The organism is Devosia neptuniae, assembly GCF_025452235.1.
GTDB lineage: Bacteria > Pseudomonadota > Alphaproteobacteria > Rhizobiales > Devosiaceae > Devosia.
On sequence record NZ_CP104965.1, the window covers coordinates 130901 to 147886 of the forward strand.

Consider the following 16986-nt stretch of genomic DNA (forward strand, 5'->3'; position numbering starts at 1 on the left):
ATTCCTTTAGTTACTTAGACTTGCAGCTATTTGGCTTTGGCCCCGCCACGCGACAGCTGGCGAGGATCGAGAACGTCCCTGAGCCCATCGCCCAGGAGGTTGAAACCGAGCACGGTGACCATGATGGTCGCGCCCGAAATGATGGAGAGCCACGGCGCGTCACGCATGAATTTGGTGCCGTAGGAGAGCGTCCAGCCCCAGGTGGGGGTGGGCGGCGGCAGACCGAAGCCGAGAAAGCTCAGGGCGGATTCCGAGATGATGGCGGTGCCCAGGCCGAGCGAGGCGAGCACGATGATCGGGCCCAGCGCATTGGGCAGCACTTCCTTGAAGATGATGCGGATGGGGCTAGCCCCGAGCGCGCGGGCGGCCTGCACGTAGTTTTGTTCGCGCAGCACCAGTGTGGTCGAGCGGACAACGCGGGCATATTCGGTCCAAGCCACGACAATGATGGCAAAGGAAACGTTGAGCACGCCCGGCCCGAGCACCGCGACGATGGCCAGCGCCAGCACGATGGCGGGGAAGCCGAGGAAGATATCGGTGATGCGCATCAGGAGCTGATCGACCCAGCCGCCGAAATAACCGGCGACAAGGCCGACCACGGTGCCGATAGCGGCCGAGCAGACCACCGAGATGATGGCAATGGTCAGCGAAATGCGGGCGCCGAACACCATGCGCGACCACAGATCGCGGCCGAAATTATCGGTGCCGAGCAGGTGCTGCGCCGTGGGCAGGGCAAAGCGGTTGCGCATATCCATCTGTTCGACGCCATGGGTGGCCACATAGGGCGCGAAAATGGCGCAGAGGATAATGGCGAGGGAAATCGCGGCCCCGACCATGAGCGAGGTATTCTGGAAGGCTTTTGGCAAACGCATGGAGGTCACCCGAGGCGGATGCGCGGATCAACCGCGGCATAGAGGAGATCGACCACCAGATTGACCAGCGCGAAGACGATGGCGAAGGTCAGCACGATGCCCTGAATGAGCGGCAGGTCGCGCTGCGAAATGGCCGCGATGGTGAGCTGGCCCAAGCCCGGCCAGGCAAAGATGGATTCGGTCAGCACCGCGCCGCCAAGCAGCGCACCGAAGCGCAGGCCGATGACGCTGAGCACGGGCAGCAGGGCATTGCGCAGGGCGTGGCGGACGACCACCCTGCCCCGGCGCAGGCCCTTGGCATAGGCGGTGCGCACGAAATCCTCGCGCAGCACTTCGAGCATGGAGGCGCGCACCAGCCGGGAGATGATGGCGGCCGAATTGGCGGCCAGAGCCAGTGCCGGCAGGGCGATGTGGCTGATCGAGTCCCAGAGGACCTGCGGGCGGCCGGTGAGCGCGGCAAACAGGGCTTCATGCAGCGGCACGCCGCGGCCGATGGCAGGGAGCCAGCCCAGTTGCACAGCAAACAGCAGCATGAGCAGCAGGCCCAGCCAATAGACCGGCATGGAGACGCCGAGCTGGGCGAAGAGCATGGTGGCCGTATCGATGAACGAGCCCTGGCGGATGGCGGCCAGCACACCCAGCGTCAGCCCGATCAGCGTGGCGAGGACCAGCGACACGACGGCCAGTTCGATGGTGGCGCCGAGCCGGCCGGCGATGATCTCGGCCACGGGTTGGTTCTGGAAGATCGAGGTACCCATATCGCCGTGCAGGAGCGCAGCGAAATAGTCCCAGAGGCGGATATACCAGGGATCGTTGAGGCCTAGCGCATTGCGCAGATTGAGAATGGCTTCAGGCGTCGCGTCTTGTCCGAGGAGGACGGCCGCCGGGTCGCCTGGGATGAGCAGCAGCAGGCCGAATGTCACCACGACCAGGCCGATGGCCATGGGGATGAGCAGCAATAGCCGGCGGACGATATAGGCGATCATGAGGTCGAGCCGATCACGACGTCGTCGATCTTGCGGGGGTAATGGGTCATGCTATCGGGACCTTCGGCGGTGATCAGCACGGTGTCGGCAATGCGGTAGCCGGCAAAGCCGGGCACGAAGATTGCCGGCTCGCTCGAGGTGATCATGCCGGGCTCGAGAATGGTCTCGTCGCCCGCTTCCACCCATGGCGCTTCATGGAACATCACGCCCATGCCATGGCCGACGCGGTGCAGCAGATAATCGGACATGCCGCTGTCGCGGATGAAGGCGAGGGCGAGGTTATCGGCGGAGGCACAGGTGTACTACGAAGCCCAGCGCATGGCAACTGCCGCGCTGATCGCCGGCCACACCTGTGTTCTCCGCCGATACCCTCGCCTTCATCCGCGACAGCGGCATGTCCGATACCGTACCGCGTCGGGCCATGGCTGGCGATGTTCCACGAAGCGCCACAGGAGCGGCGACGAGAACTGGCTGAGCCCGGCATGATCACCGAGAGCCGGCAACGCCGTGCTCGGCTTTGCCGGCTATCGCATTGCCGACAATACTGCGCTGACGCTCGCCGAAGGTCTCGATAATAACGACCCATATCCCCGCAGGATCGACGACGTCGTGATCGGCTCGACATGATCGCCCAGGGCGCAACTGCCGGCGTTGCCGCTCATTTCATGGCCATCGGTGAAGATCTGGCCGCCTGCTCGCTCATCCCAGGCGACCCGGCGGCCGTTCTTCGGACAAGACGCGACGCCTGAAGTTGAGCCCACCTGGGCGGTCGCGCCAGGGTTCAACGATGGAGATAGTCTGCGCCCTTCTGGGACTATATCGCCGTGCAGGAGCGCAGCGAAATAGTCCCAGAGGCGGATATACCAGGGATCGTTGAGGCCTAGCGCATTGCGCAGATTGAGAATGGCTTCAGGCGTCGCGTCTTGTCCGAGGAGGACGGCCGCCGGGTCGCCTGGGATGAGCAGCAGCAGGCCGAATGTCACCACGACCAGGCCGATGGCCATGGGGATGAGCAGCAATAGCCGGCGGACGATATAGGCGATCATGAGGTCGAGCCGATCACGACGTCGTCGATCTTGCGGGGGTAATGGGTCATGCTATCGGGACCTTCGGCGGTGATCAGCACGGTGTCGGCAATGCGGTAGCCGGCAAAGCCGGGCACGAAGATTGCCGGCTCGCTCGAGGTGATCATGCCGGGCTCGAGAATGGTCTCGTCGCCCGCTTCCACCCATGGCGCTTCATGGAACATCACGCCCATGCCATGGCCGACGCGGTGCAGCAGATAATCGGACATGCCGCTGTCGCGGATGAAGGCGAGGGCGAGGTTATCGGCGGAGGCACAGGTGTGGCCGGCGATCAGCGCGGCAGTTGCCATGCGCTGGGCTTCGTAGGCCACGGCATAATGATCAAGCTGGATCTTGCTGGGTTCGCCGATGAACAGGGTGCGTTCGCTTTCGGCGGCACGGCCACCGACGCGGCAGCCGAGCGAGAGAATGATGCTTTCGCCCCGCTTGACCGGATTGCCGGTGGGCATGCCATGGGGAAAGGCCGAGCGGGCGCCGGAATAGACCAGGCCACTGGCCAGGCCCTGCACCAGCATCAGATCGGCATGCTCTTCATGCATGATCTTCATGGCGTGGCGCGAGACGAAGGATTCGATTTCGATCTCGCTGGGCAGCGTGCCGCCCGATGCCATGGCCTCGGCAATGAGACCGACACCGGCCACCACCATCTCATCAGAAATCCGCGCCGCCTCGCGGTGCAGCACGATTTCCTCGGGATATTTGATCAGCCGCATCTGCTGGACGATATTGGCCGGCACGACGCGGCTGGCATTGGGGAACGCCGCCTCGATCTGGCTGACGCGGGCGAGCGAAATGGCGTGGCTATAGGCGACGACGCCGGTCATGTCGGGGAAGGCGCGGCCGAGCACGTCGAAGGGCCGGTCAATGCCGGGGAATTCGAAATAGACGATGGGTTCGGCGGCGATATTCTGGTGCGCCGCGTGGCTCTCTTCGAGCTTGGGCAGCAGCAGCCAGGCGCCGTCATGGCTGATGGCGAAGACCACTGGGCGCTCGGTGGTGTAGTGCGAGAAGCCGGTGGTGTAGATCACGTCGTCGTTGGAATCGAGCAGCAGCAGGTCGATGCCCGCAGCGGCCATGCGCTTGCGGATATCGGCGTGAACCTTGGCATAATAGTCGTGTCCGAGGACCTGGTGGAACGCCATCTATCGTCTCATGAACTTTGGAAAAAAGCCGGCCGACATCGGGCAGATGCCGGCCGCAGTCGTCAGGAAATCAATCGGTGAAGCCGATAAGGCCGCGCAGATTGCCGCGCGGAGTGGCCTGCACGGTCACCGGAATGTCCTTGGAATAGAACATCTGGTAGCCCTGGGCCGAGACGATGTAATAGGGCAGATCCTGCGCCAGGATCGTGGCGGCGGCCTGGTAATCCTTGACGCGTTCGGCCTGATCAAGGGTCGAGCGGCCGTCCTGCAGGAGAGTATCGACTTCGGGATTGGAATAGCCGCCCCAATTGGTCGAGCCGCCCGTGGTGAGCTGGGCGAACATCAGGCGATCGGGATCGACGATGTTGAGCCAGCCCAGCAGCGCGATCTGGTGCAGGCTCTTCTGGACGTAATTGGTCGAGAAGGATGGCCAATCGGAAATCTGTGCGGTCGCCTTGACGCCGGCCGATTCAAAGATGGCCTGCATGTATTCCACGGTCTGCACGCGATTGGGGTCTTCGCTGTGGGTCGCCAGCGTCACGGCCAGATCCTTGCCGTCCTTGTCGAGAACGCCATCGCCATTGCTGTCGGTCCAGCCCAGTTCGTTGAACAGGGCAACGGCGCCTTCAACATTGAAAGTGGGCTGGGAAATGGTATCGGAATAGGCCCAGGACGAGGGCAGGATGATCGAGTGCGCGACCTGATCGACGCCCTGGTAGATGTCGTTGACGATGGTTTCCTGATCCACCAGCATCGCGAATGCCTGGCGCATCTTGGGGTCGGCCAGCAGCGGGTCCTTGGTGTTGAAGTTGAGGTAGTTCACGCCAAGGCCGGCGGTGATGACATTGCCGAAGCGGTCGTCGGCCTTGAGGCGCTCGATATCCTGCGGGGAGAGCGGGGACTGGATCACGTCGAGATCGCCGGCTTCAAAAGCCTGGGCGCGGGCGGAGTTGTCGCCGATGATCTTGATGGTCACGTTTTCGATTTCGGGCGCGCCGCGCCAGTAATTGGCATTGGCCTCGAGTGTGATTTCGCTGCCGCGGTTCCACGACACGAGCTTCATCGGGCCGGCGCCAACCGGATTGAGCGCCAGATCGGCGCCGCCTTCGACCAGCGCCTTGGGCACGATGCCGACGTCGAGATAGCTCAGTAGCGGGGCATAGGGGGCGCTGAGGGTGAACTTGACGGTGAGCGGATCGACGGCCTCGACGGTAGTGATCGGAGTGTAGAGTGCGCGGGCGGGGGCGTTGAAATCGGGATCGATCAGGGTGGTGTAGGTGAAGACCACGTCATCGGCGGTCAGCGGGCTGCCGTCGGAGAATTTCAGGTCCGGGCGGAGCTTGAAGATGAAGGTCTGCGGATCGGGATTTTCCCAGCTTTCGGCCAGGTCCGGCACCGGTTCCAGCGCCGGGGTGATGTGGACGAGGCCCGCATAGATCAGGTCGGCCGTGCGCGAGGCGGTGGTGTCGCGGGTGAGGCGCGGATCGAGCGTGCCGGCATCGACATCGGTGCCGACGACGACGGTCTGGGCATCCTGTGCCATGGCCATATGGGCCGGCATGAAGCTGAGCGCCACGATGGCGCTGGTGGTCAAAAGAAAGCGTTTCATTCCCTGTTTTCCCTTTGCATGAAGTCTTTTGAAGGCGGTGTCAGGCTGGTGTCATTCCCTCGACGACAGCAGCCTCATGCCCCACTTCCCTGGCGATCCGCCGCTGCCGGAGTTCGGCAAGATGCGGCGCGAGCGTGTTTTCCAGCGCCCCCGGATCGGGCGCGTGGCGATATTCGAAACAGCGCACATTGGGCCGCACCAGATCGGCCACATGGTCGGCGCCCGAGGCGTAAATCACCGCGTCGCAGCCGGCGATGACCTCCTTGAGATCAGGCGAGGACGACCAGGTGACGCGGATGTCGGAGACGTGCGGGGCAAATTCGCGCACGCTGGGCCGCATGATGGCGATGTATTCCTGGAAGTGGGTCACGGCGGCGACCCGCGTGCGCGGATCGAGCCCGGCCAGGTTTTGCCGCGTGTGCTGGGACGGGATGAAGCGCAGGGCCAGCACATGCTCGATGCCGGCGAGGCTGCGCACTTCGGCCTCGCGATGGGGGAAGGTGATCACCAGATCGGCGCGGTGGCAGGCGTCGCGCTCGGCGCCGGGCTGGCGCAGGCTTTCGAGCGTCACCAGCTGCATGCTGTCATTGGCGCTGAGTGCGGGGCGGATCTGCTCGACATAGTCGCGGCCCGGCCCTTCGAAAATGCAGACGAACACCATGGAGAGCCCAACCGAAGGGCGGCGCAGCTGGGCCTGGGCATTGATCATGGAGACCAGTTCCAGGGTGGAGACGCCAAGCGCCTCGGCCCGGCCGACAATGGCCTCGATATCACCGCGCAGGGCATTGATGGGCTGGGTGTCATCCACCGCCAGACGCGGATCGCGCACGGTGAAGGCGCCCAGACCCTGGCGCATCTCGATGAGGCCCGCATCGCGCAGCTGTTGATAGACCTGGCTGACCGTCATGGGCGCAATACCCAGCTCGGCGGCGAGCTGGCGCACCGATGGTAGCTTGGTGCCATAGGCCATGTCGCCAAAGGCCAGCGTGTAGCTCAGCAGGCCATGCAGCTGCGTGCCCACGGGAACGGGCAGCGACTTATCAATGCTGGATGCGTCTATGGGGAACATGTGTGCTACCAATTCAGTACACGCTCACCGTAACATCGGATTTTCAGAGCGCAATAGGTTCTGGGAGTTTTTTGTACACAGTTTGCATTCGCCGCAAATCTGTGCAGAAATATTCCTTGCAAGCGCTTCACTATCCGCGAATAGGCTGATGCGGCTGACAAATCACGCGAAAACGCGGCCGGCGAGTGAATGATCGGCCTTGGGAAGGTGTACTAATGGACTATATCAACCTCGGTCGGACCGGCCTTAAAATCTCGCGACTGGCTCTGGGTTGCATGACGTTCGGATCGTCCAATTGGGCGCCGTGGGTGCTCGACGAGGAGGCTTCGCGCCCGATCATCGAGCAGGCCGTGGCGCTGGGGATCAACTTTTTCGACCTGGCGGATATGTATTCGCAGGGCGCGAGCGAGGAGGTGGTGGGCCGGGTGCTCGCCGCTATTCCGCGCCATAAGCTGGTGCTGGCGACCAAGCTCTATAACCCGATGAGCCAAGACCCCAATGATCGCGGGCTATCGCGCAAGCATATTTTCGAAGCGGTGGATGGCAGCCTCAAGCGGCTTGGAACCGACTATATCGATCTCTACCAGCTGCACCGCTTCGATTATGACACGCCGCTGGAAGAGACGCTGGATGCGCTGAACGACGTGGTGCGGGCCGGCAAGGTGCGCTATCTGGGCGCATCCTCGATGCATGCCTGGCAGTTCATGAAGGCGCTGGGAATGCAGCGCGCCAATGGCTGGGCGCCGTTCGTGTCGATGCAGCCGCATTACAATCTGATTTACCGGGAAGAAGAGCGCGAAATGCTGCCGCTGTGCCGGTCCGAGGGGATTGGCGTGATCCCCTGGAGCCCCCTGGCGCGTGGGCGTTTGGCGGGCCGGAGCGGGGACGCTTCGACGCGGGCGCAGACCGACAAGACGGCTGGTGCGCTCTATGATCGGTCCAAGGAACAGGACGATGCGGTGGTTGCTGCCGTGCGGCAGGTGGCCGAGCGGCATGGCCGGCCGCCGGCGCAGATTGCTTATGCCTGGGTGGCTACTCGGCCGGGGATTTCGGCGCCGATCGTGGGGATTTCCAAGCTCCACCAGTTTGATGATGCAGTGGCGGCGCTTGAGGTCAAGCTCAGCGACGAGGATGTCGCCTTGATGGAAGCCCCCTATCAGCCCAAGCCCGTTGCCGGGCATCAGTGAGGATCAGATCATGAAACTTGGCAAAGATTTAGCCGAACTCATCGCTGGCATTGATCAACTCTATCGCAGCAACGCCGCGCAGCGACGGATTTCTGGATCGGGAGGGACTGATCCCGGTTGCGGTGGCGGAGGTCGAGCCGCGTGTGCTGCGGGATTATGATGAGGCGACGGCGGAACTGCTGGCCTTGCGCGGGCGGTTGGGAGCTGAGGCGGAGTCGGCGCTACGGCGGGATTATCTCGAGGAGATGATCGACTCGCTGCTGGCGCTGGTGACGACGTTTGCGGAGCAGGAGATTTCCTTCGCCGATCGCGTGCGGCGGCAAATCCGGGTCGATACACAATTGGTTGGCGATGATGTGCTGGATGGCTATCGCGCTATCATTCGGGCAAAACTGGATGAAATGGGCTTTGCTGGCGGCGCGCTGGCGGACGATCTGGCGCGATGGGAAGAGCAGGTTCGGGTACCGGTGGATGCGGTGCTGGAGACCATGCGGGCGCTGACCCTGGAAGCCCGCGAGCGCGTTACCGCGACGATGTATCCGATGGCGGATCAGTGGATGGAGCCGGTCGGCGTGAGCGCCGTGCCGTTCTCGGCCTATTGCGATTATCCGGCCCGCAAGGTGCTGATGAATCTCGATTTCCCCTATACCCGATTTGCCCTCAAGCACTTGGCGACGCATGAAGTGTTCCCGGGCCATCTGGTGCATCTGGCGCTGCGGGAGCGCTATGTGGCGGAAGGCCTTATGCCGCTCGATGCGGCTCAAGTGGTGACCTCCTCGGCCAGTAGCGCGCTGTTCGAGGGCATTGCCGATAATGGCATGTTCTTCCTCGACTGGATCGAGGGCCCGGAGGATGAGCTGGGCGTGGCGCTACAGCGTTTGCGCGGCGCCTTGCGCTGCAATGCGGCCTGGATGATGCATAGCCAAGGCAAGACACTGGACGAGATCGTTCCGGTGATTGCTGAGGGCGGGTTCCAGGACCCGGTGACGGCGCGATCGCGGCTGGCGTTTCTCGGACATAATTTGCGGGCGCCGTTCGTCTACGCCTATTGGTGTGGCGATGTGGCCGTGCATGAGGTCTGGAAGACAGTACCGAAGGAGCGGCGGGCGGAATTCTGGGACTATCTCTACGGCAATATGCACACGCCCAAGACGCTCGCCGCGCATTGGAAATAGCTACAGCGTCGCCAGCGCCCGGTTGGTCAGGGCCGGGCCATAGGCGTCGCGAATGGCAAGCTTGGCTTCGAGCGCGACGATGACGCTGTCGCAGAAATTGGTGTCGTACATGTCGGAGAGGTTGTTGAGACCGCCCGGCGAGAAGACATTGATCTCCAAAATCTTGTCGCCGACGATATCGAGGCCGACCAGGAACATGCCGTCCGCGACCAGCTTGGGGCGGACGGTTTCGGCAATGGCGAGCATGGTATCGGTCATGGCGACGGGCTCGGGGCCGCCCCCGACATGCACATTGGAGCGGATTTCGCCCTTGGCGGGCACCCGGCGGAAGGCGGCATATTTGCCGTCGCGGACCAGCGGGCGGCCGTTCATCAGGAAGAAGCGGACATCGCCTTCGGCGGCCTCGGGGATGAAATCCTGGGCGATCAGATAGCCCTCCCCGCTGACGGCTTCGAAAATCTGGTTGAGATTGGCATCCTTGGGCGAAGCGATCTTGAACACGTTCTTGCCACCCGAGCCCTGCAGCGGCTTGACGATGGCGCCCTGTTTCTGCCCGTCGATGAAGGCGCGAATTTCCTCGATGCTTTTGGAAATCAGGGTGGCGGGGCGCACCGAGGCCGGGAAATCCTGGAAATAGAGCTTGTTCTGCGCCATGCCCAGGCCATCGGGATCGTTGAGGACGATCACTCCGCGCGCCGCTGCCATGCGGCCGAAAATGGTGCCGACATTGGCGGCCCAGGGCCGGTCGGCGGCATCTTGGGAGGGGTCGTTGCGCAGCATCAGGATATCGATGTCGCTGACATCAATGGTCTCGATGACAGTCTTGTCGCCCTGCAGGTCCTTGTGCAGGGTTTCGGCTTTTTTGTAGCTGGCCGAAGGCAGGGTGAGCGCGCGGACCATCAGTCGATCGTCGGGTCGCAATACGAAATCGCCGGGGGTGACATAGCAGATGTCATGGCCGCGATTGAGCGCGACGAGCGCCAGCACGGTCGTGGTGTAATTGGCGGATTCGCCGGCGATGGAATTGACGAAAAAAGCGATACGCATGCGCGCTCCTAGCTGGCGATCAGATCGATGGGGGCGAGCCCGGACCGGGCTTTGGCAAGACGTTCCTCGGCGCCCTTGATGGACAGGAATTCGGGAATGAGAAGCGGCGCCTTGAGCAGGCCGCGGGCGTTGAGTTCCTGCATGACGGCGAAGTGGGGGGCGGCGATCTTGCCCATCCAGAACGGATCGAGCGCACCGCCGCTTTCGAGATGCTTGAGAATTTCGAGCAGGCCGCGCAGATAGATGGCGTCCTTGGCGAGCCCGCCGCCGCGATGGACGCGCAGGGCGAGGTTGAATGCCGCCTGCGGGGCAAAGCCGAGCTCCTTGGTGAGGAGGCGGAAATTGTCCTGGAACGATGCGCCATCGAGCATGGCCGCGCAGGCCACGACCCGTGCCGCGATCAGCCGCAGGCGCGCGGTGGTCATGCCGCCTGCCAGATATTCGGCCAGCACGGCCAGCCCCTCCTGCGCGCCCTCGTAACCGGCAAGACCGGAGCGAAACAGCCGCAGGCCCTGGGCGGAGCCATTGTAATAGGTCAGCAGATGTACGCCGACCTCGTGGCTCAGCAATGCCTCGACCCGCTGGCGCGCCATGCTGGTGCTGCGCGAAATCAGCAGGCGCCCATTGGTGACCATGAGCCCGGCGGGCAGGTCGTCGCGTAGCTCGATGGTGGCGGTGAAGGCGTCGGATTGGCCGGCATAGGCGGCAATCATGGCCTGCGCCTTGCGCTCGACAAAGGCGTGGTCGGCCGTGTCCGGCTCGTTCTGCTTGCGGCCGGTCTTGCTTGTGGCCGCGAGAATGTCCTCGGCCGCAGCCAGTAATTGCGGCTCGACCGAGCCATAGAGCGCGCGGCCGAATTCGATGAAACGCTGGCTCTCGCGCGCAGCCAGCATGGAGAGTTGCAGGTCCAGCTCTTGCTGCTTTTCGCGGTAGAGGCCGGTGAGTACCGGGTCTTCGAAATGGTCGAGCGAAATGGAGAACAGCGCCTTTTTCTGCACATCGGTGGCGATGGTCAGCGGCCGATAGAGGAAGTTCGGCGCCCGGTGGTAGCTGCCGTCCTTGAATTGCTGCCAGGCGGCATCGGCATTGATGGGGGTGACGGCGAGCAGGAAATCGAAGGATTGCGCCACCTCGTCCATGGCCCGATCGGCGCGGCTGACGGCATCGATGAACACCCGGCGGCCCAAAGCGCGATGGCTGGGCAGCGCCAGTCTGGTGGTCGCAGCAGCGAAATTGGCGGCCGCCTGCAGGCCCGCGTCGAACAGGTTGGCAACGACGCGCTCCCGCAGCGCCGGATAGAAAGTGCGCGAGCCCGGCACGCGATAGATGGGCGCGAAACGCACCGTCAGCACCGGAAACATCGGCAGGCGGCGGGCGAGGCTGGCGTGAATGTCCTGGGCGAGGTTGTGCTTGACCACGCGGGGCACGCGGAACTTGTTGGTCACCGCCTCGACCGAGCCGGCAAAGGCGGAGAGCGCCGCCTGTGCCACGGCATCGTCCGGGGCGGACAGGCCCAGCTCGAACGGCGGCAGATAGGGGGAATCCTTGGCGAGCTGATCCTGCGCCAATTCCCCGATATCGAGCAGCAGGAAGGCGCCAAAACGCGCCTGCATATATGCGCCCACCGGACGCAGCACCGCCACCGCTTCGGCAAGATTGCGCGCGACGAGGTATGCGGCATTGGCCATGGCCACGTCGCGGGCCGCCGGTTGACTGCGCCGCGCCAGATGCACGCAGAGAAACGGCATGGGCCGGTCGATATGCAGCCGGCTGCCATTGCCCAGATCCATGCGAATGGGCGTGCCGGCGTCCAGCGCCTGGCTGATCCTGTCCGGCAGGCTCGCGGGTTTGGGGCTCATCGTTCCGCCCGCAAGGCGGTTTCGAGTATGGGCACGGCCGAGGCAATGACGGCACGCATGGCGTCGAGCGCTTCCAGATCCGGCTCGCCGGTCCATTCGTCCATGAAGAATTTCTTGAATTCCACGGCAATGGCGCAGCCGGTCTGCGGGAAATGCTCGTGCACGAAGCGGGTCTGCTCGCCGCGGCCCTCGAACGCCACATTCTCGCGCACATCCATGAAGCGGCCGCGGAAGCGCAGGCTGCCCACAGTGGCGATAAACGGGTCGAGAATATGCGCCCAGCGCTCGCGATCCATGGAGAACGTGCCGATATTGATATCGGGCGCCTGTTCCGGATCGGTCGGCGGCTCGTTGGGACCAGCGCGGCGATGATTGTAGCTATGAATATCGAGCAGCACGAATTGGCCATGCTCGGCCTCGATACCGGCCAGGGTCTGCGCCAGCACGGCATAATAGGCGTCATGGATGCGCAGCGACCGCGCGATGATGGCAGGCGATGGCGGCTCCTGCCACACCTGCAGGTCCCAGGATTGCTCGGGCTTGAGATAGACCGAAGCGTCGCGGGCGCGGTTGAGGTCGATTTCAAAGCGGGAGCGGTGGACGACGATGCGGTTGGGCACGTCGAGAATGGCATAGGCGGTGAATGGGTCCTCCTCGCGCAGGCGACCGGCATCATCGAGCGCCATGCGATCGAGCGCTTCGGCGCGGATATGGTGGCCATTGTGAATGGCTGTGCCGACAATGGGCGAGATGCCGCGCTCCAGCGACCACAGGGCAGTGGGGGGCGGGGAGAGTTGGATCTGCTCGAGATTGACTGCTGACTCAGTCATGGTTTCCATCCAGCCGGATGGGATTTTTATTGCAGCGGCCCCGACCCGGCCGTGTTTTGCTTGCGCTGTTCACGCAGAGACAACGTGGCCGGGGTGGCAGAGTTCCAGACCCCCACGGTGTCATTCCCGCGAAAGCGGGAACCTCCGTTTACCGGCCTCTACAAGCAAACAGAGGTTCCCGCTTTCGCGGGAATGACATTGTGGTTGTTTCGCCACCTCGGGGTGGTGACGTTGCGGGCGCAAAAATGACGGTTGCGCTGCTAGCGAAACCTCAAGCGTTGCGGGCGGTCCAGACCAGTATCTGGCTCATGACATCGGCCAGGGCGCCATCGAGCGCGGCAATAGCGGCGACGGCGGGGGTGACCACGCCGGGACGGGTGGCGGTGAAGACCTGGCTGGCGAAAATGGCGCCACGCTGCTCGTCGACCAGCTTGGCGTTGATGGTGACGGTGGCCAGCCCTCCCTTGCCGACATCGATCTCGAAGGCGCGCAATTCGGTGGCGAGGGTCACGTCGACGCGCAGTTGATCGTCGGGGCGGCCGATATTGGGGAAGTTGCTGGCTTCGAAGGTCTGCAGCAGGCGGGTCTGCACCAGCCGGGGCAACGTGTCGGAGAGCTGCGCATCGGGCACGTAGCTGAGCACATTGCCAGCATCGCGCACCACAATGCGCTGGGAATCATAGGTCTGCACCGTCTTGGGCAGGGTGATGACCACGACGCGCGAGCTGCGGCGGCGGGTGTTCAGCCCGTCGACACTGCCCAGATCATAGGTGATCGGGGCGCGAACGCCAAAGCAGCCGGCCAGGCCCAGGGCCAGTATGGAGGCCCCACCGGCCATGAATGAACGACGCGCCAGGCTCATCGGGGGACCTTATTGCTTGGTATAGTCACGAACTGTTTCTCCCCCAAAGATGAGTCCCTGCGGATTGTTTTCAAGGTTCCGCACGACCCGGTCAAGCCGCTGCAGCGTGCCGCGGGCATCCACGGCAAGCGCTGTATACTCGGACAACCCGCGCGAGGTGAAATCGTTCAATCCCGAGGCGATGCGCGTTGTGCTGGCATTGAGCTGGTCGGCCAGGGCACGCACGGATTGAGCGGCCTGGGCCAGATCGTTGAACAGGCCCTGCCCTTCCACGCTCGAGACCGAGGAATCGACCTGGGCGAGGATGGAATCGACCTTTTCGACCGAGCGCGTCAACTGGTCGGTCACCGAAGTCACATTGGCCACGATGGTGTCGACATTGTCCGTATTCTTGCCGAGCGTGGCAGCGAACTTGTCCACATTGTCCATGACGCGGCCGACAATGGTGGGGTCGATTTCGGCGGCAACCTGATCGATCACCGCGACGGCGCTATGCAGGCCCTCGGTCAGTTCGGTCAGATTGTCCGACAGCACCGACGTAGTGGCGAAGAATTTGTCGATCTGGTCGGAATTGCGCGCCAGGCTATCGGAGAAGACGGTGACATCGGCCACCACCTTGGCGACATCCTCGGGCGGCACGGCATCGACCAGGGCGCTGACCTTGGTGGACAGCGCGCCGATCTGCTCGGCCATGGGGCCGATCTGCCGGCCGGCTTCGGAAATGCTGGCCAGGGCCTGCTCGACGCCCTCGGAATTGGCCGCGAGGGCCGAGCTGAAGCTCTCGATATTGGCGAGGGTCGTATTGATCTTGTCGTCATTGGCATCGAGCAGGGAATTGATGCGGCTGACGGCGGTGGAGGCGCCATTGACCGTCGAGGACAGGCCATCGATGATCGACTGGAAATCGGACACCTGGGCGTAAAGCGTGGGTACGGTGCGGCCCGGCCCCACTGGCGGATCGCCGGCCGCCGCCGTGCCGCCGCTCAACTGGACGGAGCCGCCACCGGTCAGGCCCTGAAAGCCGGTCATGACCTTGGTATCGGCGCGCACGGGCACTGTGGCGTCCACATCGATACGGGCAACGACGCGGTTGGAATCCTCGGGATCGAGCTGGACCGTGTTGACCTGGCCGATGCGGATACCGTTGAAGGTGACGTCGGTGCCGCGGGCGATGCCGCTGACGGTGCCGGTGAAGACAATGTCATAGGGCTTGAGCGCCACATTGGCGGTGGGGGCTGCGAACCAGTAGACGAAGGCAAAGAGCGCGGCGAAAACCGCCGCTGCCAATACCCCGACCAATGCATAATTTGCGTTGTTTTCCATAGGGCTAACCTTCAAGGCCGTGGGCGCGCGGCCCGTGGAAATAATCGCGAAGCCAGGGATCCGTGCTCGCCCGCATTTCTGCCATGGTCCCCGCCAGCAGCAGTTTGCCATTGGCCAATGCCACGATACGGTCACAGGCGGTGGCCAGGCTGTCCAGATCGTGGGTTACCATAAGCACTGTCAAATCAAGCGTATCACGCAGTGTGACAATAAGTTCATCGAACTTGCCCGCCCCAATAGGGTCGAGCCCGGCAGTGGGTTCATCGAGAAACAGAATTTGCGGATCGAGCGCCAGGGCCCGCGCCAGCGCAGCGCGCTTGATCATGCCGCCGGACAATTCGGAGGGATAAAGCTGGGCCGCCTTGGCGGGCAGTCCGACCAGGTCGAGCTTGAGCCGGGCGATGTCGCTGCGCAGAGCCGGGGACAAATGCAGGTGCTCGCGCATCGGAAATTCGATGTTTTCCAGCACACTCAACGAGGAAAACAGCGCGCCCTGCTGGAACAGGATGCCCCATTTTTTCTGGGTGGCGACGCGTTCCTCGCGGTCGAGCTCGGCATAATTGCGGCCCAGGATCCGGATATCGCCCGTGCTGGGCAGCAGCCGTACTATGGCGCGCATGGTGACGGATTTGCCCGAGCCGGATGGCCCGATCAGCCCCAGGATTTCCCCGCGCTGCGCCTCGAAATTCATGCCATTGATGATCTGGCGGCCATCGATCTCGACCTTGAGATCATGCACGCTGAGCACGGGTGGGTTTTCGGTGTTCTCGGCCATCCGCTACACCCCGATCGCCGCGAAGAACACGGCAAACAGGCCATCGGCGACGATGACGATGAAGATCGACTTGACCACCGACGAGGTGGTGCGGCGGCCCAGGGATTCCGAAGACCCTTCAACCTTGAGGCCTTCGATCGAGGCGATCAGGCCCACCAGGAACGCCATGACTGGCGCCTTGATCATGCCCACGACCACGCTCTTGATACTCATGGCGTCCTGCAGGCGGCCGATAAAGGTATCGAACGGGATATCGCCATAGACCCTGGCGACGATGGCCGCCCCGACCAGGCCCGACATGGCGCCGACAAAGGCCAGCAAAGGCAGGCCGACGACGAGCGCGACGATGCGCGGCAGCAGGAGCGCCTGATAGGGATCGACGCCCATGACCTGGAGGGCATCGAATTCCTCGCGCATGCGCATGGCGCCGACTTCAGCCGTGATGGCCGATCCCGAACGACCGGCCACCATGATGGCGGCGAGCAGCACGCCAATTTCGCGGAACATCAGGATGGCAGCCAGATCGACCACCAGGATCACCGCGCCGAAATTGCGCAATTGCAGGATGGTCTGCTGGGTGATGATGGCGCCGACAACCAGCGAGATCAGCGCCACGATGGGAATGGCGCGCAGCACGATCTGCTCGAACTGATTGACGAAGCTGGGAAACCGCAGCGGCGCCTGCAAGCTCATGGTGCGGGCAAAGGCAGTGATGATGCGGCCCTGCACGACATTGGCGTTGAAGATATCCTGCCCGGCCCCGATGATGGCCCGGCCGAGCTGGTCGAACGGCATCACCAGGAAATTGGGATGCCTGGGCGGCTCGACCTGCTCCAGCGGGGTATCGGCAATGCGATCGAGCAGGCGGCGATGCTGTTCGGTGCCGCCGGCGAATTCGACCCGGGCATCGCCCAGGCGGTGACGGAAATTGGTCAACAGCCAGGCGCCGACCGTATCGAGCCGGCTGATGCCGTCGAGATCGACGCGAATGCCCGCCGCCTCGGAACCGGGCAGCGCCAGATCGGCCAGTTCACGTTCCAATGATTGAGCGGTGGCTGAGGTCCAGTCCCCGGAACAGCGGATCAGTGATCCACTCGCAGCGCTGGTTTCAATACTGGTCTGCCGTTCCATTATGCCTTTACCGACGCACCAGAAACGGCTGCCT

16 protein-coding genes are annotated in these 16986 nt (G+C 63.3%); 2 read left to right on the forward strand and 14 right to left on the reverse strand.

The window, feature by feature from the left end:
- Positions 1–26: 26 nt before the first annotated feature.
- The 7 genes from N8A98_RS03170 to N8A98_RS03200 form a co-directional block, all read right to left on the reverse strand.
- On the reverse strand, positions 27–872 hold the full coding sequence (locus tag N8A98_RS03170; protein WP_113121768.1) for an ABC transporter permease: 846 nt from the start codon (positions 870–872) through the stop codon (positions 27–29).
- A gap of 5 nt (positions 873–877) precedes the next feature.
- Positions 878–1858, reverse strand: a complete 981-nt coding sequence (locus tag N8A98_RS03175; protein ID WP_262169104.1) for an ABC transporter permease — start codon at positions 1856–1858, stop codon at positions 878–880.
- Positions 1855–2106 carry a M24 family metallopeptidase gene (locus N8A98_RS03180; protein ID WP_262169107.1) on the reverse strand — a complete coding sequence of 84 codons (252 nt, stop codon included), beginning with the start codon at positions 2104–2106 and terminating at the stop codon, positions 1855–1857. Before N8A98_RS03180 ends, N8A98_RS03175 begins: the two co-directional genes overlap by 4 nt.
- Positions 2107–2382: 276 nt before the next feature.
- Positions 2383–2904, reverse strand: a complete 522-nt coding sequence (locus tag N8A98_RS03185; RefSeq protein WP_262169109.1) for an ABC transporter permease family protein — start codon at positions 2902–2904, stop codon at positions 2383–2385.
- On the reverse strand, positions 2901–4085 hold the full coding sequence (locus tag N8A98_RS03190; protein ID WP_262169111.1) for a M24 family metallopeptidase: 1185 nt from the start codon (positions 4083–4085) through the stop codon (positions 2901–2903). The genes N8A98_RS03185 and N8A98_RS03190 overlap by 4 nt, the downstream gene beginning before the upstream one ends.
- Positions 4086–4155: 70 nt before the next feature.
- Positions 4156–5694, reverse strand: coding sequence for an ABC transporter substrate-binding protein (locus N8A98_RS03195; protein ID WP_262169112.1), 1539 nt, complete (start codon positions 5692–5694; stop codon positions 4156–4158).
- Positions 5695–5734: 40 nt separating this feature from the next.
- Positions 5735–6763 carry a GntR family transcriptional regulator gene (locus N8A98_RS03200; RefSeq protein ID WP_262169113.1) on the reverse strand — a complete coding sequence of 343 codons (1029 nt, stop codon included), beginning with the start codon at positions 6761–6763 and terminating at the stop codon, positions 5735–5737.
- Positions 6764–6978: 215 nt separating this feature from the next.
- On the opposite strand from N8A98_RS03200, the gene N8A98_RS03205 reads away from it, so the two are divergent.
- Both N8A98_RS03205 and N8A98_RS03210 read left to right on the forward strand, forming a co-directional pair.
- Positions 6979–7950, forward strand: coding sequence for an aldo/keto reductase (locus N8A98_RS03205; RefSeq protein ID WP_262169115.1), 972 nt, complete (start codon positions 6979–6981; stop codon positions 7948–7950).
- 50 nt (positions 7951–8000) lie between these two features.
- A complete protein-coding gene (locus tag N8A98_RS03210) occupies positions 8001–9125 on the forward strand; it encodes a hypothetical protein (protein ID WP_262169117.1) in 1125 nt (374 codons plus the stop codon).
- On the opposite strand, the gene N8A98_RS03215 is transcribed toward N8A98_RS03210, so the two are convergent.
- The 7 genes from N8A98_RS03215 to N8A98_RS03245 all read right to left on the reverse strand — a co-directional run bounded on the left by N8A98_RS03215 (position 9126) and on the right by N8A98_RS03245 (position 16952).
- Complete coding sequence (locus N8A98_RS03215) at positions 9126–10172, reverse strand: glutathione synthetase (RefSeq protein ID WP_262169119.1); 1047 nt, start codon at positions 10170–10172, stop codon at positions 9126–9128.
- Positions 10173–10180: 8 nt separating this feature from the next.
- On the reverse strand, positions 10181–12031 hold the full coding sequence (locus N8A98_RS03220) for a flavohemoglobin expression-modulating QEGLA motif protein (protein WP_262169120.1): 1851 nt from the start codon (positions 12029–12031) through the stop codon (positions 10181–10183).
- On the reverse strand, positions 12028–12861 hold the full coding sequence (locus N8A98_RS03225; RefSeq protein ID WP_262169122.1) for an N-formylglutamate amidohydrolase: 834 nt from the start codon (positions 12859–12861) through the stop codon (positions 12028–12030). Before N8A98_RS03225 ends, N8A98_RS03220 begins: the two co-directional genes overlap by 4 nt.
- A 271-nt stretch (positions 12862–13132) precedes the next feature.
- On the reverse strand, positions 13133–13723 hold the full coding sequence (locus N8A98_RS03230; protein ID WP_113121738.1) for an ABC-type transport auxiliary lipoprotein family protein: 591 nt from the start codon (positions 13721–13723) through the stop codon (positions 13133–13135).
- 9 nt (positions 13724–13732) lie between these two features.
- Positions 13733–15046 carry an MlaD family protein gene (locus N8A98_RS03235; RefSeq protein WP_262169123.1) on the reverse strand — a complete coding sequence of 438 codons (1314 nt, stop codon included), beginning with the start codon at positions 15044–15046 and terminating at the stop codon, positions 13733–13735.
- Positions 15047–15050: 4 nt separating this feature from the next.
- The gene (locus N8A98_RS03240) at positions 15051–15821 is read right to left on the reverse strand and encodes an ABC transporter ATP-binding protein (RefSeq protein WP_262169124.1); all 771 of its coding nucleotides are present in this window, start codon (positions 15819–15821) and stop codon (positions 15051–15053) included.
- Positions 15822–15824: 3 nt separating this feature from the next.
- Positions 15825–16952, reverse strand: a complete 1128-nt coding sequence (locus N8A98_RS03245; RefSeq protein WP_113121735.1) for an ABC transporter permease — start codon at positions 16950–16952, stop codon at positions 15825–15827.
- Positions 16953–16986: the final 34 nt, after the last annotated feature.